The sequence below is a fragment of the Frondihabitans sp. 762G35 genome (assembly GCF_002074055.1).
In the GTDB taxonomy this organism is placed as follows: Bacteria; Actinomycetota; Actinomycetes; order Actinomycetales; family Microbacteriaceae; genus Frondihabitans.
In genome coordinates, this window is the sequence record NZ_CP014619.1 from 1,883,284 (window position 1) to 1,905,599 (window position 22,316).

Annotated in this window: 16 protein-coding genes; 7 read left to right on the forward strand and 9 right to left on the reverse strand. The window is 71.1% G+C overall.

Going from position 1 to position 22,316, the window contains the following annotated elements; all coding sequences use genetic code 11:
- Nucleotides 1-30 precede the first annotated feature (30 nt).
- Nucleotides 31-813 (reverse strand): SDR family oxidoreductase, encoded by a 783-nt coding sequence (locus AS850_RS09035; protein ID WP_119868817.1) that lies wholly within the window; start codon nt 811-813, stop codon nt 31-33.
- A 212-nt stretch (nt 814-1,025) separates the two neighbouring features.
- On the opposite strand from AS850_RS09035, the gene AS850_RS09040 reads away from it, so the two are divergent.
- The 5 genes from AS850_RS09040 (at nt 1,026) to AS850_RS09060 (ending at nt 6,945) form a co-directional block, all read left to right on the forward strand.
- Nucleotides 1,026-2,345, forward strand: coding sequence for a bifunctional o-acetylhomoserine/o-acetylserine sulfhydrylase (locus tag AS850_RS09040; RefSeq protein WP_119868818.1), 1,320 nt, complete (start codon nt 1,026-1,028; stop codon nt 2,343-2,345).
- A gap of 103 nt (nt 2,346-2,448) precedes the next feature.
- Nucleotides 2,449-3,654, forward strand: coding sequence for a homoserine O-acetyltransferase MetX (gene metX / locus AS850_RS09045; protein WP_119868819.1), 1,206 nt, complete (start codon nt 2,449-2,451; stop codon nt 3,652-3,654).
- A gap of 124 nt (nt 3,655-3,778) precedes the next feature.
- Entirely contained in the window at nt 3,779-4,930 is a 1,152-nt protein-coding gene (locus tag AS850_RS09050; protein WP_119868820.1) for a sensor histidine kinase, read from the forward strand.
- Between the two features lie 13 nt (nt 4,931-4,943).
- On the forward strand, nt 4,944-6,194 hold the full coding sequence (locus AS850_RS09055; protein ID WP_119868821.1) for a hypothetical protein: 1,251 nt from the start codon (nt 4,944-4,946) through the stop codon (nt 6,192-6,194).
- 73 nt (nt 6,195-6,267) lie between these two features.
- Nucleotides 6,268-6,945: a response regulator transcription factor gene (locus AS850_RS09060; protein ID WP_257788658.1), complete on the forward strand. Its 678-nt coding sequence runs from the start codon at nt 6,268-6,270 to the stop codon at nt 6,943-6,945.
- A 278-nt stretch (nt 6,946-7,223) separates the two neighbouring features.
- Here AS850_RS09060 and AS850_RS09065 read toward each other — a convergent pair whose 3' ends face one another.
- From AS850_RS09065 to AS850_RS09085, 5 genes are all read right to left on the reverse strand, one after another.
- Nucleotides 7,224-8,423 (reverse strand): MFS transporter, encoded by a 1,200-nt coding sequence (locus AS850_RS09065; protein WP_119870231.1) that lies wholly within the window; start codon nt 8,421-8,423, stop codon nt 7,224-7,226.
- A 254-nt stretch (nt 8,424-8,677) separates the two neighbouring features.
- The gene (locus AS850_RS09070; RefSeq protein ID WP_123955480.1) at nt 8,678-10,234 is read right to left on the reverse strand and encodes a hypothetical protein; all 1,557 of its coding nucleotides are present in this window, start codon (nt 10,232-10,234) and stop codon (nt 8,678-8,680) included.
- A 35-nt stretch (nt 10,235-10,269) separates the two neighbouring features.
- Nucleotides 10,270-10,599: a thiamine-binding protein gene (locus AS850_RS09075; RefSeq protein WP_119868823.1), complete on the reverse strand. Its 330-nt coding sequence runs from the start codon at nt 10,597-10,599 to the stop codon at nt 10,270-10,272.
- Nucleotides 10,596-11,927 (reverse strand): glycosyltransferase 87 family protein, encoded by a 1,332-nt coding sequence (locus AS850_RS09080; protein ID WP_119868824.1) that lies wholly within the window; start codon nt 11,925-11,927, stop codon nt 10,596-10,598. Before AS850_RS09080 ends, AS850_RS09075 begins: the two co-directional genes overlap by 4 nt.
- A 64-nt stretch (nt 11,928-11,991) precedes the next feature.
- On the reverse strand, nt 11,992-12,816 hold the full coding sequence (locus AS850_RS09085) for an ADP-dependent NAD(P)H-hydrate dehydratase (RefSeq protein ID WP_119868825.1): 825 nt from the start codon (nt 12,814-12,816) through the stop codon (nt 11,992-11,994).
- Nucleotides 12,817-12,931: 115 nt separating this feature from the next.
- On the opposite strand from AS850_RS09085, the gene AS850_RS09090 reads away from it, so the two are divergent.
- Nucleotides 12,932-14,011 carry an NADH:flavin oxidoreductase/NADH oxidase gene (locus tag AS850_RS09090; protein WP_236940664.1) on the forward strand — a complete coding sequence of 360 codons (1,080 nt, stop codon included), beginning with the start codon at nt 12,932-12,934 and terminating at the stop codon, nt 14,009-14,011.
- A gap of 136 nt (nt 14,012-14,147) precedes the next feature.
- Here AS850_RS09090 and AS850_RS09095 read toward each other — a convergent pair whose 3' ends face one another.
- The 3 genes from AS850_RS09095 to AS850_RS09105 form a co-directional block, all read right to left on the reverse strand.
- A complete protein-coding gene (locus AS850_RS09095) occupies nt 14,148-15,188 on the reverse strand; it encodes a hemolysin family protein (protein ID WP_119868827.1) in 1,041 nt (346 codons plus the stop codon).
- Nucleotides 15,185-16,531 carry a hemolysin family protein gene (locus tag AS850_RS09100; protein WP_119868828.1) on the reverse strand — a complete coding sequence of 449 codons (1,347 nt, stop codon included), beginning with the start codon at nt 16,529-16,531 and terminating at the stop codon, nt 15,185-15,187. Before AS850_RS09100 ends, AS850_RS09095 begins: the two co-directional genes overlap by 4 nt.
- Before the next feature lie 228 nt (nt 16,532-16,759).
- The gene (locus AS850_RS09105) at nt 16,760-18,199 is read right to left on the reverse strand and encodes a GuaB1 family IMP dehydrogenase-related protein (RefSeq protein WP_119868829.1); all 1,440 of its coding nucleotides are present in this window, start codon (nt 18,197-18,199) and stop codon (nt 16,760-16,762) included.
- Nucleotides 18,200-18,377: 178 nt separating this feature from the next.
- Here AS850_RS09105 and AS850_RS09110 point away from each other — a divergent pair, with 178 nt between their 5' ends.
- Nucleotides 18,378-22,259, forward strand: coding sequence for a multifunctional oxoglutarate decarboxylase/oxoglutarate dehydrogenase thiamine pyrophosphate-binding subunit/dihydrolipoyllysine-residue succinyltransferase subunit (locus AS850_RS09110; protein WP_442856883.1), 3,882 nt, complete (start codon nt 18,378-18,380; stop codon nt 22,257-22,259).
- The last annotated feature ends 57 nt before the right edge of the window (nt 22,260-22,316 follow it).

Sequence of the window (22,316 nt, forward strand, 5' to 3'; positions counted from 1 at the left end):
TCGGGCGGAGCCTCAGCCCCCGGCGGGGCCTCAGCGAGTCGAGAGCGGCCCGCGCGTCAGCTTGTGGGGCGCCGCCTGCGCGACGGGCTTGATCGTCACGAGGTCGAGGTTGACGTGCGGGGGCAGCAGGGCCGCGTGCACGATCGACTCGGCGATGTCGGCGGCCGTGAGCGGGGCCTCGACCCCGTCGTAGACGGCGTCCGCGCGCGCACGGTCGCCGTCGAAGCGGATGAGCGAGAAATCGGTCTTGACCATCCCGGGCGCGATCTCGATCACCCGGAGGGGCTCGCCGTTGAGCTCGAGCCGGAGCGCCGCGACCAGAGCGTGCTCGGCGAACTTCGCGGCGTTGTAGCCGCCGCCGTTCTCATAGGCGACGTGACCGGCGATCGAGGTGACGGTGATGATGTCGCCGGACCCCGTCTCCTGCGCCCCGCGTCGGAGCGAGGGCAGCAGCGAGGAGACGGCGCGCTTCGTGCCGAGCACGTTGACGTCGAACATCCGCTGCCAGTCGTCGATCGAGCCCTCCTCGACCGAGTCGAGGCCGAAGGCGCCGCCGGCGTTGTTGACGAGGGCGTGGAGGGGCCCGGTGGCCTCGACGTGGGCACGGAGGGCGGCCATGTCGTCGTCGCTCGTGACGTCGGCCCGGAACCAGGTGGCCCCGGTCTCCTCGGCGAGCGCCCGGAGGCGGTCCTCACGGCGGGCGACGGCGAGCACCTCCCAGCCGTGCTCGCGGAAGAGGCGGACCGTGGCCTCGCCGATCCCCGAGCTCGCTCCGGTGACGAGGGCCCGCCTGGTGGTCTCCGTGCCTGTCATGCCGATGTGCCTCTGTCTCTCGTCGCGGTCGGTCCCCCCACGCTACCGCGTGCTCCGCACCGCCCCGCCGGAGCGCAGGATGCCCGGGGTTACGCCCCGTGTCCGTGCCCGTTGCCAGGGCCCCCGCCTGTCCCTAGGCTCGCCCGCAACGGCGCGTCGCTCATCGACGAGCGACTCCCGACCCGACGCCCCATGACGACCCAGGAGACACCATGACCGATCAGCCGAAGGACTGGAAGTTCGAGACCCAGCAGATCCACGCCGGTGCTCAGCCCGACCCCACGACCCACGCGCGCGCCACGCCCATCTACAAGACGACGTCGTACGTCTTCGACAACTCGCAGCACGCGGCGAACCTCTTCGCCCTCGCCGAGTTCGGCAACATCTACTCGCGCATCATGAACCCGACCCACGACGTCGTCGAGCAGCGCATCGCGACGCTGGAGGGCGGCTCCGGCGCTCTCCTGGTCTCGTCCGGCCAGGCGGCGGAGACCCTCGCGATCCTCAACATCGCCCGGGCCGGCGACCACCTCGTGTCGTCGTCGTCGATCTACGGCGGCACGTACAACCTCTTCAAGTACACCCTGGCGAAGCTCGGCATCGAGACGACCTTCGTCGAGAACCAGGACGACGCCGACGAGTGGCGCCGCGCCGTCCGCCCGAACACGAAGCTCTTCTTCGCCGAGACGATCGGCAACCCGAAGATCAACATCCTCGACATCGACCTCGTCTCGGAGGTCGCTCACGAGAACGGCGTGCCGCTCATCGTCGACAACACGATCGCGACCCCGTATCTGATCCGCCCGTTCGAGCACGGCGCGGACATCGTGGTCCACTCGGCCACGAAGTTCCTCGGCGGTCACGGGACCGTCATCGGCGGCTTCATCGTCGACGGCGGCCGGTTCGAGTGGTCGAAGAACGTGGAGAAGTTCCCGGAGCTCACCGAGCCCGACCCGTCGTACCACGGGGCGAGCTACACGACGGCCGTCGGCGACCCGCTGGCCTACATCATCAAGGCGCGCGTGCAGCTCCTGCGCGACCTCGGCTCGTCCAACTCCGCCGACACGGCCTTCGCGCTGATCCAGGGCATCGAGACGCTGTCGCTCCGGATCGAACGCCACGTGCAGAACGCCCAGGACATCGCGGAGTGGCGCGACGACGTCGCCGCCGTCTACTACGCCGGCCTCCCCACGTCGCCCTGGTACGCGGCGGCCAACAAGTACGCCCCCCGCGGAGTCGGCGCGGTGCTGTCGTTCGAGCTGAAGGGCGGCGTGGACGCCGGGCGCGCGCTCGTCGACAGCCTCTCGCTGTTCAGCCACCTCGCCAACATCGGCGACGTCCGGAGCCTCGTCATCCACCCGGCCTCCACGACGCACTCGCAGCTGACCCCCGAGCAGCAGCTCACGACGGGTGTGACGCCCGGCCTGGTGCGCCTCTCGGTCGGCCTCGAGAACGTCGACGACCTGAAGGCCGACCTCGACGCCGGCTTCGCGGCCGCCGCGAGCGTCACGGAGGCGTCGCTCCGGTCCTGACGGCGGCCGCTCCGGCGGCACCAGGACGACCACGACACCCCCTCGGAGGGCATCGGCCGTAACACGCGGCCGATGCCCTTCGCCGACTGCGACACTTACCCTGATGGACTGGCAGACGACCCCCGAAGACACCGTGCCCTCGAGTGTGATCACCGAGCGGACGCGGCTGTCGATGCTGGGCAAGCCTCCCGTGACGGGGGCGTGGCGGGAGGGGGATCCTGCGGGCCGGAGGCTCTTCGTCACCCTCGACGACCTCCCCCTCGAGAGCGGTGCGGTGCTGCCCCGGCCCCGCATCGCCTACGAGACGTTCGGCGAGCGGCTCGCCGACGACTCCAACGTCGTCCTCGTCCTCCACGCGCTCACCGGCGACAGCCACGTCGCGGGACCCGCCGGCGAGGGCCACGCGACCGGCGGCTGGTGGAGCGGGATCGTCGGGCCGGGCCTCGCCGTCGACACCGACCGCTGGTTCGTGGTCGCCCCCAACATGCTCGGCGGCTGCCAGGGCTCCACGGGTCCCGCCTCCCTCGATCCGGACGGACGCGAGTGGGGGTCGCGCTTCCCGTCCCTGACGATCCGCGACCAGGTCGAGGCGCAGCTCCGGTTCGCGGACGCGCTGGGGATCGTGCGCTTCGCCGCCGTGATCGGGGGCTCGATGGGCGGGATGCACGCGCTCGAGTGGGCCGTCACGGCTCCGCACCGCGTCGAGCGGCTCGCCGCGCTCTCGACGACGGCGCTGTCGAGCGCCGACCAGATCGCGCTCAACATCGTGCAGATCGAGGCCATCCACATGGACCCCCACTTCGACGACGGCGACTATTACGAGGCCCCCGAAGGCGAAGGCCCCTACCGCGGTCTCGCCCTCGCCAGGCGGATGGCCCTGCTCAACTACCGGTCGCCCGACGAACTGAACGAGCGCTTCGGCCGGAGCTGGCAGAGCGACCTCTCTCCCCTCACCGGGCGGGGGCGGTTCGCCGTCGCGAGCTACCTCGACTTCCACGGCAACAAGTTCACCCGGCGGTTCGACGCCAACAGCTACGTGACCCTCGTCCACGCCATGAACACGCACGATCTGGGGCGCGACCGCGGCGGCGTCGACTCGGCGCTTCAGCGCATCACGGCGCGCGCACTCGTCCTCGGGATCGACAGCGACCGGCTCTTCCCGCCCGACGATCAGCGCAGGATCGCGGACGCCCTCCGGCCGACGTCGTCGACCGGTGCGATCATCCTCCCGAGCGAGTTCGGGCACGACGGCTTCCTCATCGAAAGCGTCGACGTGGGAGAGCACCTGCGGTCGCTTCTCTCGGCGTGACTCTCGACGGCCGAGGGATTCTCCGACCAATCCGCGCGCCACGGCCCTCGGACGGGGTCGAAATATGGAACGATGTGTCTAGGCGTCGTGCATCGACGCCCTTCCCCATACCTCTTGGACTCGAATGGACCTCTTCGCCCAGGAGCGCGATCGGCTGCTCCGGACGACGTCGCGCTTCCTCGGAATCGCGTGCACCGTGGCGTCTCTCGCCGCTCTCGCGTTCCCTGGGGTGACGGACGTCCCTCGACAGGCGATGATCACCGCCGCGGGCCTGGCCATGATCGCGATGTTCATCATGGTGGGGCGAAGTGGAAAGATCCTGTGGGTCCTCCTCGGAATCGCTGCGGGTCTTGTCGCCGGCGGGATCGCCCTCGTCCCGGGCGGCATCGACGGCCCCGTGACCAGCGCCCTGGCGCCGCTGCTCGGCGGATCGGTCGCCTCGTTCGCCATCCTGCTGTCGACCAGCAAGCGCCGGGTGGCCCTCGCCGCGGTCTCCGCGGCCCTCGCCGTCCTCCTCGTCGTCCTCGGGACCCACGAGATCTTCAGCGTGCAGGTCGCCGCCGTCCTCCTCGGTTGGGTCCTCTGCTTCGTCGCCGGGTTCTGGATCAGCAACAGCGTGCCCCGCGCCGCCCGCCGCATCTACTCGATCGGCAACGCCCACCGCGCGGAGCGGCAGGCGAGCGAGACGGAGGCGCAGCGGCGACAGGGGGCGCGGCTCCTGCACGACACGGTCCTCGCGACCCTCACCCTGCTCGCCCACTCGGGCTTCGGCGTCACGCCCGACGCCCTCCGCGCCCAGGCCGCCGAAGACGCGCGCCTGCTCCGCCACCTCCGACTCGGCTCGACCCCGCAGCCGCAGGCCTCCGGCAACTACAACCTCGACACCGCCGAGGAGAGCCCCCTCGGCCAGACCCTCGAGTCCGTCAAGCAGCGCTTCGGGCGCATGGGCCTCGAGGTGAGCTGGCACGGCACGGGTCAGGTGCTCCTGCCGACGCACGTCCTCGACGCCTTCCTGCTCGCCCTCGCCGAATGCCTCGAGAACGTCCGGCGTCACGCCGGCGTCACCGAGGCCCACGTCACGATCATCCACGACGAGACGATGGTCCGCGCCATGGTCACCGACGCCGGAGTCGGCTTCGAACTGAACGGCGTCTCGGAGGAGCGGCTCGGCTTCAAGGAGAGCGTCGTCGAACGCCTCCGCGAGGTCGGCGGCGGCGCGCGGCTCTTCTCGGCGCCGGGCGCCGGAACAACGGTCGTGCTGGAGGCACCACGATGAATCGGACCACCGCGTGAGCATCGACGAGAACACCCTCGGAGTCCCCCGCCACCGGCGCGCGGCCCGCGGGCTGCCGACGTCCTCCACCGGAGCGCGGTCGCTTCGGCAGGCCCAGGCGGCCGGAGCCACGCTCGGTACCGGCTACCTCGGCATGGGGGCGGCCGCCGTCGCAGCCGTCCAGGCCGTCTACGGGCTGATCTTCTTCCTCGTGCACCTGTCCCGCTACCCGGTCGCCGCCCCGGCGATCATCGCGTGGCTCCTCTACCTGGCCGCCTTCGTCGGCGTCGTGACTCTCGTCGCCATCCAGGGCGAGAGACTCACCGGCCCGGTCATGATCGCGCTCTGCGCCGCACTCGCCCTCGTCGTGGTCCTCGACTTCGTGGCCGTCTGGCCGCTCCACGACGTCGGCGTCTACGCGACCGCCAGCGCCTCCGTCGGATTCGGGCTCCTGCCCCTGGCGACACTCCGGCCCGCCCGTGAACTGGTCGTCGCCACCGCCGTGCTCTTCGTCGTCTTCGTCCTGGCGATCGCGCTGTCCACGCCGCTCGACCACGTCACCTTCCCCCAGCAGGTCGCCGTGCTCGCCCTCGCCGTGCTCCCGCCCGCCGTCGGCACCTACGCCGTGCAACGCTTCCGCCACATGGTGCAGATCGAGCTCGACCGGGTACTCGTCCAGTCCACCGTCACGCAGCCGCGCTTCGCGGTCGGCATGCTCGCGAGCGACGAGCTCGCCCGCCTCGACCTCGCCGCCGAGAAACTCCTCGACGGGGTCGCGACCGGAGACGTACCGCTCCCCCTCGAACCCCAGGTCGCGTCCACAGCGGCGTCCCTCGCCACGGAGCTGCGCCTCCACCTCATCGAGGGCCGGCGCGAGACGTGGCTCTACCACGCGGTCACCGAGTCGGAGTACCTGGGTCGAGCCGTGAAGCTCGCCGACCCGTCGTCGCTCGCCGGGCTGCTCACGCCGGAGCAGCGCGACGGGATCCTGCAGGCCGTCTGGCTGCTCCTCGGGGACCGCCGCACCCGGGCCGCCGGCACCGGCATCACCCTGACCCTCGGGCCCATCTCGACCACGATCCAGAACCTCGCCGGCCGCCAGGTCGAGGTGCCGATCGACCTCACCTCGACCGGCATCCGACGCAACCGCGTCACCCCCGCGACCTGGAACGCTCTCGCCCGCGTCGGCGAGTACTCCGTGTCGACGCACGAGGGCAGTTTGCGGCTCGCCATCCGCTGTACCGTCGACAACCCCGCCGAGACCTAGCATTAGCCCTGACGGCGCCCCTGTGATCCGGCTCCATCAGCGCCACACCCTCCCAGTGAAAGAGAGTTCACACGTGCCCGACTCCGAAGGCCGCATTCGCCTCGCCCTGGTCGACGACCACAAGATGCTCCTCGGTGCGCTCAGCGAGTGGATCCGCGGTGCCGCCAGCGACATCTCGATGGTCGCCGCGGTCGCGTCGTGGCCCGAGCTCCTGACCCACCCCGAGTTCCCCGTCGACGTCGTGCTGCTCGACCTCGACCTGAAGGATAACCTCCCGATCTCCCTCAAGATCTCCACGCTGAAGACCGCCGGGGTCAAGACGGTCTTGATGAGCACCTACTCCGAGCCCAACCTGGTGCGAGAGGCCCTCGCCGCCGGCGCGCTCGGCTACCTCGTCAAGAGCGAGGACGCCGAGATGATCGTCGAGGCGATCCGCTCCGCGTCGAACGGCGAGTCGTACATCTCCGCCGAGCTCGACCTCGCGCTCAACGCGGCGGAGGTGGGCGGCGTGCCGAAACTCAGCGCGCAGGAGCGACGGGTCATGGCCCTCTACGGCGGCGGCGAGCCCGTCAAGGCGGTCGCCTACCAGCTCGGCATCTCCGAGGAGACCGCGAAGAGCTACCTCAAGCGCATCCGCGAGAAGTACCGCGTCGCGGGCTTCGACGTCGGCACCAAGGTGGCGCTGCGGAAGCGGGCCATCCAGGACGGCATCCTGCTCCAGACGGACGACGCCGGCCCCGCCGGCTTCTAGCCCGGCCGGGCTCCGCCCGCCCCGCGCCTCTCGCGCGAGACTCCACAACACGCCGCTCACTTTCGCCAGAACGCACCAATCGTGGAGTCTCGCCGCACGCGCCGGTGCCCGCGCTTCGCGAGACTCCACAACACGCCGCTCACTTTCGCCAGAACGCGCCAATCGTGGAGTCTCGCCGCTCGCGCCGGTGCCCACGCTTCGCGAGACTCCACGACACGCCGCTCAACTTCGTGAGAACGGGCCAATCGTGGAGTCTCGCCCCGGGCGATAGCGCCCGGCTACGCGGGGATGGTCCGGATCTCCCGCGTGTCCGACGGCACGGGCTCGCCGCGCAGAGCCTGGCGCCGCTGCACGGCGTAGCTCACCGCCGTCAGCACGATGCCGCCCAGGGCGAGCGCGACTCCGACCCACGCCGGAGCCTGGAACCCCAGCCCCGCGGCGATGACCGCCCCGCCGAGGTACGCGCCCAGGCTGTTGCCGAGGTTGAAGGCCGAGTGGTTGAGCGCGGCCGCGATCACCTGGCTGTCGCCCGCCACCTCCATCAGCCGCGTCTGAATAGCGGGGCTGATGAGCGAGGAGGTCAGCCCCAGGAGGAAGGCGAAGAAGAAGATCCCGACGATCGTGTTCGCCGTGAGCCCGTATCCCACGAGGGACACGACGAGTCCGCCGAAGCCGAACACGAGGGTGCGCCGGATGCTCTTGTCGGCGCCCCAGCCGCCGAGGAGGTTGCCGATGGTCATGCCGACGCCGACGCCGACGAGGACGAACGGGACCAGCGACTCCGAGTAGCCCGTGTGGGTGACGGCCGGCGAGACGTAGCTGTAGACGGCGAAGAAGCCGCCGAAGCCGATCGCGCCGATGCCCATGACCAGCCACACCTGCGGTTTGGCGAAGGCCTGCAGCTCGCGCCTCAGCGACGCGCCCTCGGCGGCGTCCTGGTGCGGCAGGGCGAGCGCGACGGCCGCGAACGTGAGGGCGAAGATGAGCGCGACCGCGACGTAGGCGATGCGCCAGCCTGCGACCTGGCCGAGCCAGGTGATGAGCGGCACTCCGACGATGTTGGAGATCGTGAGGCCCGACAGGACGAACGCCACGCCCTTGCCCTTGTTCCCGGGCCCCATCAGAGAGGCCGCGGCCAGCGAGGCGATTCCGAAGTAGGCGCCGTGCGGGAGACCGGCGGCGAACCGCGCCAGCAGCACCAGGCCGAACGACGGGAGGACGGCCGACGCGACCGTCCCGACGACGAACGCGGCGAGCAGGATGAGCAGCAGCTTCTTCCGGGGCACGTGCGAGGTGGTCGCGGCGATCGTGGGGGCCCCGACGACGACGCCCAGGGCGTAGGCGCTGATCAGCATGCCGGCGTGCGCCGTCGTCGTCGAGGCCGACTGGGCGAACGCGGCGGGCATCAGGTCGCGCGCGATGTTCGGCAGGAGCCCCATCGCCACGAACTCCGTGGCGCCGATGGCGAAGCCGCCCATCGCGAGGGAGACGAGCGCGAAGCGCCGGCGGCGGGCGGAGATCTGGGACACGGCGGGAGCCCTTTCGGACGGAAGCGGGGGCTCGCCATCGAGCGGGGACTGGAGCGGTGACGCGATCGGAGCGACCGACGGCCGACCGGGGCCGACCCAGGGGCCGACCAGGGCTGACCCGGAGGCCGACGGGGCCGCACGGAGACAAGCTGCCGTGATCGTGAACGAACGCCCGAGACGAGTCTAGGGCTCGACCCCGCTCGTCACTTCGTCAGGACGAGTTCCTGCCCCCGGAGCGCGATGTATCCCTGCTTCGGCAGGTAGAGGTCGACGTCGTCCAGACGGATGTGGTCGAACCGCGACGCGTTGGCCCGGAGGAACCGGGCGACGCCGACGTCGGAGGCGCGGTCGGTCGCCCGGTAGGCGATGGCGCCGTAGGGCGCACCGTAGAGGAGGGGCGCTCCGGACGCGGTGACAAGCGGACTGGTCGCCTGCGGGCGGAGGTACGGGCGCCACTGCCACGGCAGGTAGCCGACGGCCAGGACCCCGGGCACGGTCTGGCCGTGCTCCTGCAGGACCCCGCGCACGCGGGCGAAGCCGGTGGGGCGCTCCGCCGCGATCGCGACCGAGGTGGTGACGGCGTTCACGACGGCGACCGCGAGGACGGCGGCGACGAGGGCGCGCGGCAGGATCCACGGACGTGCCCCGTCCCGCCGCCGACGGCGGACGAACGGCGACGCCATCAGCCAGAGGTTCCGGAGACCGATCGTCGCGAGGGCGATCAGCGACCACATCCAGACGTAGCAGTACTGCGCGAGCGCGTTCGACACCACGACCGAGTAGAAGGCGACGAGGAGCACCGTGGTCGCACCCAGGTAGACGGCGAGCCCGCTCGGGCGGGGCAGGAACGCGAAGACGGCCGCGACCACGAGGGCCGTCAGGAGCCACGGGCCGAGCGCCTGCTCGGTGAAGTACAGGTTGGCCCACCAGGGCGGGTGCGCCACGAGCCGACCGTTCAGGAGGACCGCGTGTCCCTGTTCCTTCTGGACCGCCTGGAACCTCAGCATGTACTCGATCGCCGTGACGACGCCGACCGGCAGGTAGACCACGACGAACGTCACCGCGAAGCCGACGCCGTAGAGCACGAGCGGGAGAAGGACCTTCCGGAGGCCGTCGCGACGCCCCGCGGCAACGACGAGACCCGCGAACGTGAGCACGAGGATCGCCGTCGAGATCTTCGACGTGACGGAGAACGCCATCAGCACGCCCGCCAGCGGCGCGGCCCACCAGCGCCCGGACGTGAACCACCACCACCCGACGGCGAGCGACACGACGGCGAAGCCGGCCATGTAGGGCTCGAGGAGGGCGAAGCGATCGAGCCGGATGCCCGACGGCTCGAGAGCGCGCGGCAGGAGCCACCAGAGCGCCGCGACGACGACGGCCCACGCGAATCCGAGCTCCTTCCGGAACCAGGCGAACAGCACCCAGCCGACCGCGAAGACGAAGCTCGTCGTGAGGAGCCGCGCCGCACCCTTCCCCTCGTGGAGGAGGAGCTGGACGCCGCCGAGGAGGTACTTGACGAGGGGCGGGTGCTCGAGGTTCTGGCTCAGGTCGCCGTGGACGTACTGCCAGCCGACACCGACGTAGAGCGACTCGTCGGATGCCGCGTTCGCTCCGGTGAGGTTCCAGTAGCACTGGTAGAGACCCCACGTGACGAGCACCGCGAGGACGGCGATGCCGACCAGGCCGCGCGGCCTCCGTCGACGGGCCGTGACCGACGTGTCGAGCACGTCGGGAACGGTCGTCGGGGCGGCTGGCACGCCGTCGACCCTATCGCGCGAGCGGCTCTCGCCCGCTAGGCCTCGTCGAGCGCCCGCTCGAGTCGCTCCACCTTGCCGTCGAGCTCGCCCGTGCGCCCGGGGCGGATGTCGGCCTTGAGCACGAGCGAGACCCGGCTCCCGAAGGGCGCGACGGCTTCGGTCGCCTTCTTCACGACCGCGAACACCTCGTCCCACTCCCCCTCGATCTCGGTGAACATCGACGAGGTGCGGTTGGGCAGGCCGGAGTCGCGGACCACCTTCACGGCGGCGGCGACGGCGGTGTGGACGGAGTCCGGTTCGCTCCCGGCCGACGGCCCTCCGTCGTGGGCGGAACCGCTGGGCGACACGCTGAAGGCGACGATCATGCGTCCATCCTCGCACCGGGCGGTCGGTTCGCGTCGGCTTCCGAGGCGGGCACGGCGGGTGCGACGAACCCGGCGCCGGCCCGGCCGACGCGCCACACCCGACGCGCCGCCAGGACGAGGAGCACCACGAGCAGCGTGTTCCGCACGGTGATGACCCCGACGATCCACGGCTCGGCCAGAAGGAGCGGGTCGTAGCCCCACGGGTACACGACCTGCGTCAGCACCGCGATGGCGAGGGTGACACCGGCGAACGGCGTGAACGACGGCGAACCGCGACGGGCTGCGACGAGCCCCACGAGGACGGGGACCGCCAGCCAGGTCTCGTACTGCGGCGAGCCGACCTTGTTCGTGACGATGAACGCGGTGGTGAGGGCGAGGGCGAGCGGCGCCAGGAGCGCGTCGGGCGCCGCTCCCCGACGCACCGCGCGGACCCCCAGGAGCAGGAGGCCCGCCATCACGACGGCCATCACGGGCGTCATCGCGGTCGACGCCGCCTCGGCCCCTGGCCCTCTGATCTGGAACGTCAGGAGCTCGGGGTTCCACACGGTCGCAGCCCCGGGCACGCGGAGCGCCTCCAGCCAGAGCCACCAGGTCGCGACCGGCGCCTCGATCTGGAGCCCGCGCCCGGTCTGCTGCGTGACGAAGCCGAGGAGCCCCGTGGCCGTGCCGCCGAGGGCGAGGACGCCGACCACGACGAGGAGGCCGAGGGCGGCGAAGCCTCCGACCACGGGCATCCTGCGCTTCGACGCCACCACCGCGGCGACCACGAGGGCGACCGGCCAGACCTTGATCCAGGTGGCGATCCCGAGCAGGATGCCCGCCACGAGGGGTCTCCGGGAGACCCAGAGCAGCCCGACCAGCGCCACCGGCACGGTGATCGTGTCGATGCGCCCCACCGCGATCGGCCCGAGGAGCAGGAGGAAGACGAGCCACCAGGCGCCGAGGCTCCTGCGCCGCGTGCCGAAGCGGGTGAGCACCGCGAACGCGACGGCGTCGAGGATCGCGACGAGGACGAGCCAGGTCTGCGTGTACGCGGCGAAACCGAGGGCGGCCGACGCGAGCATCGGCACGAGCGCGAGCGTCGGGTAGACCCAGACGCGGTCGATGCCGACCCAGCCCTCGCCGCGGACGCCCTCGAGCATCCAGTCGTGGTAGACCGTCGTCACGTCGTTGAGGGGCGTGTGCGCACCCACCAGGGCGGCGGTCGAGAGCCCCGCGTGCACGACGACGAAGGCCAGCCAGAGAGAGGCGGTCGGCAGCCAGGAGCCGCGTCGCCCGGCCGCGGTCGTCGGGGCCGCGGTGGTCGGCGCGACGCGGATCTCGGACATGACTGCCAGGGTACCGGGCCCCTCCGGGCGACCGGCCCGGCGGGTGGATCCGGCGGGCGGATCCTCAGGCGTCGGCGAGGAGGGCCGCGATCGTCGCGGGGACGCGGTCGACGAGGCCGAGCACGGTGAGGGGTCCCCCGCCGCTCGCCCGGGACGCCGCCAGGCCGTGGACGACGGCCGCGGTGGCCGCGAGTCGCGCCAGAGCGCCCTCGTCGGCGTCGATCGCGTCGGCGTGCGTCGCGACGAGTGCTCCGAGGATGCCGCCGAGGGCGTCTCCGGCCCCGGCCGTGGCCAGCCACGAGGGCGCGCTGGCGGCGACGAGTCGGACGCCGTTCGGCGAGGCGACGTAGGTGCTGTGGCCCTTGAGCAGGACGGTGGCGCCCCAGGTCTCCGCCGCCTCGATCGCGGCCGCCGCAGGATCGGCGGCGATGTCGTCGACCGTCCGACCGGTGGCCTTCGCGAGCTCGCGGAAGTGCGGGGTGACGACGACGGGGGCATCGGTCCGGTCGCGGAGGGAGAGGGCGCCGGCGTCGAGCACGAGCGGGACTCCCGACGCGGCCGCCTGCCGGAAGCGCTCCGTCGTCACGCCGTCGAGGGTGTCCGGGTCGATGCCGGAGCCGAGGAGATACGCCTGCACGCGCCCCGGGCTGGTCACGGCCTCCGGACGTCGCTGCAGGACGAACGACGCCGCCCGCTCCGGCCCGAGGTAGCGGAGCATGCCGACGCCCGTGTGGAGGGCCGCCTCGACGCCGAGCACGGCGGCTCCCGGGTACTGGTCGGAGCCGGTGACGACCCCCAGCACGCCGCGGGAGTACTTGTCGTCGTCGTCCCGCGGGACGGCGATCCACGCCGCCGCGTCGCGGGGCGTCCAGGCGGCGTAGTCGGTCATGCCCTCACGATAGGCCCGCCGACGCGGGGCGCACCTCGGAATGATCTCGGGAGCCGGGTGTTGGGTCGAGAGGTCCCATGCCCGATCCCTCGACAGGAAGGCGGTTCACCTCCTCGTGACCTCGCAGCTCTTCTCCCCCATCACCCTCCGCGGAGTGACGTTCCGCAACCGGCTCTGGGTGCCGGCCATGTGCCAGTACTCCGCCGAGAAGCGCGACGGCGTGCCCACCGCGTGGCACCTCGTCCACCTCGGTTCCTTCGCCCGCGGGGGCGCCGGCGCCATCGTCACCGAGGCCGCGGCCGTCGTGCCGGAGGGCCGCATCTCCCCCCAGGACCTCGGCATCTGGAACGACGCCCAGCGCGACGCGTTCCGCCCCATCGTCGACTTCGTCCACTCGCAGGGCGCGAAGATCGGCGTCCAGCTCGCCCACGCGGGCCGCAAGGCGTCGACCCCGCGCACCTGGGAGGAGCAGGTCGGCACCCTCGACGAGGCCCACCACGGCTGGCCGACCGTGGGCCCCTCCGCCGTCGCCTTCGACGGCTACGACGTCCCGCGCGCCCTCTCGGCCGACGAGGTCCGCGCCGTCATCGACGCCTTCGTCGCAGCGGCCGTCCGCTCGCGCGACGCCGGCTTCGACTTCGTCGAGTTGCACGCCGCCCACGGGTACCTCCTGCACCAGTTCCTGTCGCCGCTCAGCAACGAGCGCACCGACGAGTACGGCGGCTCCCTCGAGAACCGCGCCCGGCCCGTCCTCGAGATCGTGAAGGGCATCCGCGCCACGCTCGGCGAGGACTTCCCGATCCTCGTCCGCTTCTCCGCCACCGACTGGCTCGAGGGCGCCTGGGACGAGCACGACACCGCCCGGGTCGCGAGCTGGGCGAAGGAGGCCGGTGCCGACCTCTTCGACATCTCCTCCGGGGGCAACGCCGCGGCGAAGATCCCCGTCGGCCTCGGCTACCAGGTGCCGCTCGCCGAGTCCGTCCGTCGCGAGGGCGACGTCGAGACCGGGGCCGTCGGCCTCATCGTCGGCGCCCAGCAGGCCGAGGAGATCGTCTCGTCCGGTCGGTCGGACGTCGTGTTCGTCGGCCGCGAGTTCCTCCGCGACCCGCACTTCGCCCTCCGTGCGGCGTTCGAGCTGGGCGTCGAGCTCGACTACTTCCCGCAGCAGTACCACCGGGCGCCGTTCCACGCCTGACGACCGTCGGCCGGGCGGCGGCGACGCCGGACGGTGAGACGCAGGATGCCCGGGGCGAGGTCGGCCCCGGGCATCCTGCGCGTCGTCACGGTGCCAGCGTCGTCACGGTGTCAGCGTCGTCACGGTGTCAGCGTCGTCACGGCCGCCGGGTCGTGGCGTCCTGCACCTCGCCGACGAGCTCCTCGATGATGTCCTCCAGGAAGAGCACGCCTCGCGTGGTGCCGTCCGCGTCGAACGAGCGGGCCACGTGGATCCCGGCCCGTCGCATGGTGGCGAGGGCGTCCTCCAGCTCGGTGCCCTCGTAGATCGAGATGAGCTGGCGGATCCGCTTCGGCGGCACCGGGTCGAAGAACTCGTCCGCGTCGATGTCGAGGACGTCCTTCAGGTGGAGGTACCCCGTCGGTTCGCCCCGGTCGTCGACGAGGACGTACCGGGAGAAGCCGCGCTGGGCGACCGCCCGTTCGACCTCCGCCGGCGTCGCGGCCTCCGACAGCGTCACGAGACCGTCCATCGTCACGGCGATGTCGAGCACGCGCTTCTCGGTGAACTCGAACGCCGCTCGGAGGGTGCCCGTCGTGTCCATCAGAACGCCCTCGCGCTGGGACTGCGCCACGATCGTCTGCACCTCCTCGACCGTGAAGGCGCTCGTCGCCTCCGACTTCGGCTCCACCCGGAAGGCCTTGAGCACGAGGTTGGTCAGCCAGTTGAGCGTGACGATGACGACGCGGAACACGCGAGCGACGAACACCAGGGGCGGGGCCAGCAGCAGCGCCGCCCGATCCGGCACCGAGAACGAGAGGTTCTTCGGCACCATCTCGCCGAACACGACGTGGAGGAACGACACCAGCAGCAGCGTGATGACGAAACCGACCGTGTCGATCACCTCGGTGGTCCAGCCCGTGAGGCCCAGGGGGCCCGCGAGGAGATGGTGGATCGAGGGTTCGGAGACGTTCAGGATCAGCAGCGAGCAGACCGTGATGCCGAGCTGGCTCGTCGCCAGCATGAGCGTCGCGTGCTCCATCGCGTAGAGGGTCGTCTTGGCGGCGCGGTTGCCCGCCTCCGCCTTCGGCTCGATCGACGACCGTCGGGCCGAGATGACGGCGAACTCCGCGCCGACGAAGAAGGCGTTGCCGATCAGGAGCACGACCAGCCAGACGATTCCCCACCAGTCGCTCATCGGCCCGCCTCCTGCGTGGTCGGGACCGCAGGAGCCTCGGCCCGCGTCTCGTCGACGGTCGGCGTGTACCGGATCCGGTCGATCCTCCGGCCCTCCAGCCGCTCGACGCGGAACGCTCCCTCGGCGGCCTCGACGACGTCGCCGATCCGCGGGAGGTGGCCCAGCTCGCTCATGAGCCAGCCGCCCACCGTCTCGTAGGGGCCCTCGTCGGGAACCCGGACCCCGGCGCGCTCGAGGAGCTCGTCGGGGCGCAGGAGGCCGGGGAAGGTCAGCCAGTCTCGGGAGCGCACCACGTCGACGCGGCTCCGGTCGTGCTCGTCGGACACCTCGCCCACGAGCTCCTCGATGAGGTCTTCGAGGGTGACGACTCCGGCGGTCCCGCCGTACTCGTCGACGACGACGGCCATCTGGTAGCCCTTGCCGCGCACCTCGCTCAGGAGGTTGTCGAGCTTCATCGTCTCCGGCACCCGGATCGCCTCCGTCTGGAGGGCCGACACCGGGACGTCTCTCCGCTTCTCGCGCGGCACCGAGACGGCCTGCTTGACGTGGACGAGGCCCACGATGTCGTCGATGTCGTCGTCGGTCACGGGGAAGCGCGAGTAGCCCGTGCGGCGGGCGCGCTCGAGCACCGTCTCCGCGGAGTCGGTGCGCGAGACGCTCGTGACGCGCGGACGCGGGGTCATCACGTCGGACGCCGTGTGGTCGCTGAACACGAGCGTGCGCGCGAGGAGCGTCGCCGTGTCGAGGTCGAGGCTGCCCTCGAACGCCGAGCGGCGGACGAGGCTCGAGAGCTCCTCCGCCGTGCGGGCGCCGGAGAGCTCCTCCTTCGGCTCGATGCCGATGGAACGGAGCACGACGTTCGCCGTGCCGTTGAGGAGGGCGACGGCCGGGCGGAAGACCCGCGTGAACCCGACCTGGAAGGGCATGACGAGCTTCGCGGTCGCCAGCGGGAGCGCCAGCGCGAAGTTCTTGGGGACGAGTTCGCCGATGATCATCGACAGGAGCGTCGCGAAGACGATCGACACGATCGGTGCGACGACGTCGACGACCACGAGCGAGACGCCGGCCGAGCGGAAGGGATCCTCGATCAGGGTCGAGATCGCCGGCTCCATCGTGTACCCGGTGAGAAGCGTGGTGAGCGTGATCCCCAGCTGCGCGCTCGAGAGGTGGGTCGACGTGACCTTGAGGGCGCCGATGGTGGTGCCGAGGCGCTTCTCACCCCGGTTCTGGCGCGCCTCCAGGTCGGCGCGATCGAGGTTGACGAGCGAGAACTCGCTGGCCACGAAGAGGCCCGTCCCGATGGTCAGGACGAGGCCGAGACCGAGCAGGATCCATTCGTTCACGACGAGGCCTCCCGCTCGGCGGGCCTATGGTGCGAGGGTCCGTCGAGGGCGGAGGAGCCGTCCTCGGACGAGTCGAGGGGCGTCGTGGTCGGCGACGCCGCGGTGTGTTGACAAGAGGGCTCTGACGTACGAGACGGAGGGTCATCCATAATCCGTCGATCTTAGCCGACCCTAACCGGGTCGACCCCGGGCATCCTGCGCCTCTCAGCGACCACGCAGGAGGAGTCGTCACCAGGAGACGGGGAGCGCTTTGCCCTCCTCGTAGCCCGCCGCGGACTGGATGCCCACGAGCGCGCGCTCGGCGAACTCCTCGCGGGTCCGTGCCCCGGCGTAGGTGAAGGAGCTGCGGACGCCGGAGGTGATCATGTCGAGGAGATCCTCGACCGAGGGCCGCTGGGGATCGAGGTAGATGCGCGACGACGAGATGCCCTCCGCGAACAGCGTCTTGCGGGCCAGCTCGTAGGGGTCGAGGCGTTCGAAGCGGCTCTGCACCGCCTTCGTCGAGGCCATGCCCCAGCTCTCCTTGAACACCCTTCCGGACTCGTCCGCGTCCAGCTCCCCCGGCGCCTCGATGGTGCCCGCGAACCACGAGCCGATCATGACCGAGGCGGCCCCCGCCGCCAGGGCGAGGGCGACGTCGCGCGGGTAGCGGACCCCTCCGTCGGCCCAGACGTGGGCGCCGAGGGCACGGGCCGTCTCGCTGGCCTCGAGCACGGCGGAGAATTGCGGGCGTCCGACGGCGGTCATCATGCGCGTGGTGCACATGGCGCCGGGGCCGACGCCGACCTTCACGATGTCGGCGCCCGCGCTCACGAGGTGACGGACGGACTCGGCCGTCACGACGTTGCCGGCCACGATCGGCAGGCCCAGCCCGAGCGCCGCCACCTCCGCGATGGCGCGGAGCATCGACTCCTGGTGCCCGTGCGCGGTGTCGAGGACGAGCACGTCGACCCCCGCCGCCGCGAGCGCCCTGGCCTTGACCGCGACGTCGCCGTTGATCCCGACGGCGGCGGCCACCCGCAGCCTCCCTCCGGCGTCGACGGCGGGCCGGTAGAGGGTCGAGCGGAGGGCGCTCTTCCTGCTGAGCGTGCCGATCACGTGTCCGTTGTGGAGGACGGGCGCGAAGTCGATGTCCGCGGCCACGAGGAGGTCGAAGGCCGCGCGCGGACCGTCGATGTCGTCGGCGTCGATCGAGGTGAGCGCGCCGTGGACGAGGTCGCCGAGCAGCGCGTCGCGCGGGGCCGTGGCGAGTCGCGAGGCCGCGATGCACCCCGCGTAGGAGCCGTCGGAGTCGTGCAGCACTATGCCCTGGCCGTCGACCGGCGGGAGCTTCGCGAGCGCGTCGGCGACGGTGTCGTGCGGCGCCATCGCGTAGGGCGTGTCGAAGCCGACCGGCTGCGCCTTCACCCAGCGGATCGCGCCGTCGAGATCCTGCAGGTGCATGTCCTGGGGAAGCACCCCGAGGCCGCCGCGACGAGCGAGGGTGGCGGCGAGACGCGGGCCCGTGACGGAGTTCATGTTGGCCGAGACGAGCGGGATCGTCGCGCCCGTCCCGTCGTTGGGCGCGAGCGACACGTCGAGCCGGCTCGCCACGGAGGATCGGCTCGGGACGAGGAAGACGTCGGAGTAGGTCAGGTCGTGCGTCGGGGTCGTCTCGTAGTACCTCATGCGGATCAACCTATTCCTTCGCGACGCCGGGAACGAGGGGGACGAATCCGTGCCGCGCCTGTGGATGGCCGCTACCCGCGCCAGACGAAGCGATTAGTCTTGACACCTGGCGAGCAGCGGACGGCTCGCCTCTGATCAACAATCAACGGAGAGTGGGCGATCGGCTGTGTCAAGCCACGTGACCGGAACAACCGACGAGGGCGCTGCCGCCGAATTCGGCGCGAACGAGTGGCTCGTCGACGAGCTGTACGAGCAGTACCTCGTCGACAAGAACTCGGTCGATCGGTCGTGGTGGCCCACCCTCGAGACCTACCGGCAGTCCGACGCCGGTGGGGCGGGCACCGCAGGAGCCCCGGCTCCCGCCGCGACCGCCCCCGTCCCCTCCTCGCCCGGCGCGCCCGCCGACCAGCCCGGCGTCTCCGGTGCCGGCTACGCCGCGACTCCTGCCCCCGTCTCTCCTGCCCCCGTCTCTCCGGCCCCCTCCCCCGCCGCGCCCGTCGCGTCGGCTCCCGCCACCCCGGCTCCCGCCGGCAAGGCGGCTCCCGCGAGCACCTCCGGCCCCGTCGTCGCCGCGCGCACCACCTCCGTCCAGCCGCGCGAGAAACCGATCCCGGCCGACGCGCCGACCGCTCCCGCGGCCAAGAAGAAGCCCGACGCCGAGCAGCCGGTCGCCGAGGCCGAGAACGTCGTCCAGCCCCTCCGCGGCATGTCGAAGAGCCTCGCGACCAACATGGACGCCAGCCTCACCATGCCGACGGCCACCAGCGTGCGGACCGTCCCGGCGAAGCTGATGATCGACAACCGCATCGTCATCAACAACCACCTCAAGCGGGCTCGCGGCGGCAAGATCTCCTTCACCCACCTCATCGGCTGGGCGCTCGTCCAGGCGCTGAAGGAGTTCCCCAGCCAGAACGTGTTCTACGACGTCGTCGACGGCAAGCCCAGCGTCGTGACTCCCGCGCACATCAACCTCGGCCTCGCGATCGACATCCCGAAGCCCGACGGCACCCGTGCGCTCCTCGTTCCCGGCATCAAGAAGGCCGAGACCCTCACCTTCGCGCAGTTCCTCACCGCTTACGAAGACATCGTCAAGAAGGCCAGGGCCAACAAGCTCACCGCCGACGACTTCGCCGGCAACACGATCTCCCTCACCAACCCCGGCGGCATCGGGACCGTCCACAGCGTCCCGCGCCTCATGAAGGGCGCCGGGGCGATCATCGGTGCGGGTGCCCTCGAGTACCCCGCCGAGTTCCAGGGCTCCTCCGCCAAGACGCTCGTCGAGCTCGGCATCGGCAAGACCATCACGCTGACCTCGACGTACGACCACCGGGTGATCCAGGGGGCCGGGTCGGGCGAGTTCCTCAAGATCGTGCACGAGATGCTCATCGGCGGTCGCGGCTTCTACGACGACATCTTCGCCGCGCTCCGCATCCCCTACGCGCCCATCCGCTGGAACTCCGACATCAACGTCAACCTGTCGGAGCGCGTCGGCAAGACGGCCCGCGTGCAGGAGCTCATCAACAGCTACCGCGTGCGCGGCCACCTCATGGCCGACATCGACCCGCTCGAGTACCGCCAGCGCACGCACCCCGACCTCGAGATCGAGCGCCACGGGCTGACCTTCTGGGATCTCGACCGCGAGTTCGTCACCGGCGGCTTCGGCGGCCGGTCCAGCATGCTCCTGCGCGACATCCTCGGCGTGCTCCGCGACTCCTACTGCCGCACCATCGGCATCGAGTACATGCACATCCAGGACCCCGCGCAGAGGCGTTGGGTGCAGGAGCACATCGAGGTCCCCTACACGAAGCCGACCCACGACGAGCAGATGCGCATCCTGGGCAAGCTCAACGAGGCCGAGGCCTTCGAGACGTTCCTCCAGACGAAGTACGTCGGTCAGAAGCGGTTCAGCCTCGAGGGCGGCGAGTCCGCCATCGCCCTGCTCGACACCGTCATCCAGGAGGCGGCGGCGTCCGGCCTCCAGGAAGTCGCGATCGGCATGGCCCACCGCGGTCGCCTCAACGTGCTCACCAACATCGCGGGCAAGACGTACGGCCAGATCTTCCGCGAGTTCGAGGGCACGCAGGATCCCCGGACCGTCCAGGGCTCGGGAGACGTCAAGTACCACCTCGGCACCGAGGGCGAGTTCACCTCCGCCGCCGGCAAGACGATCCCCGTCTACATCGCGGCCAACCCCTCGCACCTGGAGGCCGGCGACGGCGTCCTCGAGGGGATCGTGCGCGCCAAGCAGGACCGCGGAGCCCCGATGAGCTTCGCCGTCCTGCCGATCCTCGTCCACGGCGATGCCGCCATGGCGGGCCAGGGCGTCGTCGTCGAGACGATGCAGATGTCCCAGCTGCGCGGCTACCGGGTGGGCGGCACGATCCACGTCGTCATCAACAACCAGGTCGGATTCACGACCTCGCCCTCCGAGGGGCGCTCGTCGATCTACTCGACCGACGTCGCAAAGACGATCCAGGCTCCGATCTTCCACGTGAACGGCGACGACCCCGAGGCCGTCGCCCGCGTCGCCGAGCTGGCCTTCGCGTACCGGCAGGAGTTCAAGCGCGACGTCGTCGTCGACCTCATCTGCTACCGCCGCCGCGGGCACAACGAGGGCGACGACCCGTCGATGACCCAGCCGCTCATGTACAGCCTGATCGAGGCCAAGCGAAGCGTCCGGACCCTCTACACCGAGGCCCTCGTCGGTCGCGGCGACATCACGCAGGAGGAGTACGAGGGCGCCCACCGCGACTTCCAGGACCGCCTCGAGCGCGCCTTCGGCGAGACGCACGCGGCTCAGACCGGCTCGATCCCGGTGGTCACCGACGACGACAACGCCGTGGCCGACCTCGAGCGTCCCGTCGCGCAGCAGAACGACGACGGAGCGAACCAGGTCTTCGACACGGGCGTCGACCTCAGCCTCATCCACGCGATCGGCGACTCCTTCGACAACCCGCCCGCCGGCTTCACCGTCCACCCGAAGCTCCAGCAGCTCCTGAAGAAGCGCGTCGAGATGACCCGCTCGGGCCAGATCGACTGGGCCTTCGGAGAGCTCCTCGCGCTCGGGACCGTCCTCACGGAGGGCACCCCCGTCCGGCTCGCTGGCCAGGACAGCCGCCGCGGCACGTTCGTGCAGCGCCACGCCGTCCTCCACGACCGCGAGAACGACCAGGAGTGGATCCCGCTCCAGAACGTCACCGACGGCCAGGCCAAGCTCTGGATCTACGACTCCCTGCTGAGCGAGTTCGCGGCGATGGGCTTCGAGTACGGCTACTCGGTCGAGCGCGCCGACGCCCTCGTGCTCTGGGAGGCGCAGTTCGGCGACTTCGCGAACGGCGCCCAGACGATCGTCGACGAGTTCATCTCGAGTGCCGAGCAGAAGTGGGGCCAGCGCTCCAGCGTCGTGCTCCTGCTCCCCCACGGCTACGAGGGTCAGGGTCCCGACCACTCCTCGGCTCGTATCGAGCGCTACCTCCAGCTCTGCGCCGAGAACAACATGACGGTCGCCCGGCCCTCGACACCGGCGTCGTACTTCCACCTGCTCCGCCGCCAGGCGTACGCGCGACCCCGCCGTCCGCTGATCGTCTTCACGCCGAAGGCCATGCTGCGGCTGCGCGGTGCCACAAGCGACGTCGAGGCCTTCACGGGCGGCCGTTTCGAGGAGGTGCTCGACTGCACCCGGGTGTCCGATCCCTCGAAGACGAAGCGGATCGTCCTCCACTCCGGCAAGATCCACTACGACCTGCAGGCCGAGCTCGAGAAGCGCGGCGTCGACCAGAACGACGTGGCTCTCATCCGTCTCGAGCAGCTGTACCCGCTGCCTCTCGAGCGCATCCGCGAGATCCTGGCGCGCTACTCCGGCGCCGACATCGTGTGGGCGCAGGAGGAGCCGGAGAACCAGGGCGCCTGGCCGTTCATCGCCCTGGAGCTCGCGCCTCACCTCGGTGGGCGCTCCGTGAGCGTCGTGTCGCGGCCGGCGTCCGCGTCTCCTGCCGCCGGATCGTCGAAGCGGAGCGCGGCCGAGCTCGCCGACCTGCTCGATCGGGCGCTCACCCTCTAGTCGCACCGGTGCGGGGCGTTCGACTTCGGTCGGGCGCCCCGTCTCGTCGTGCTCTCG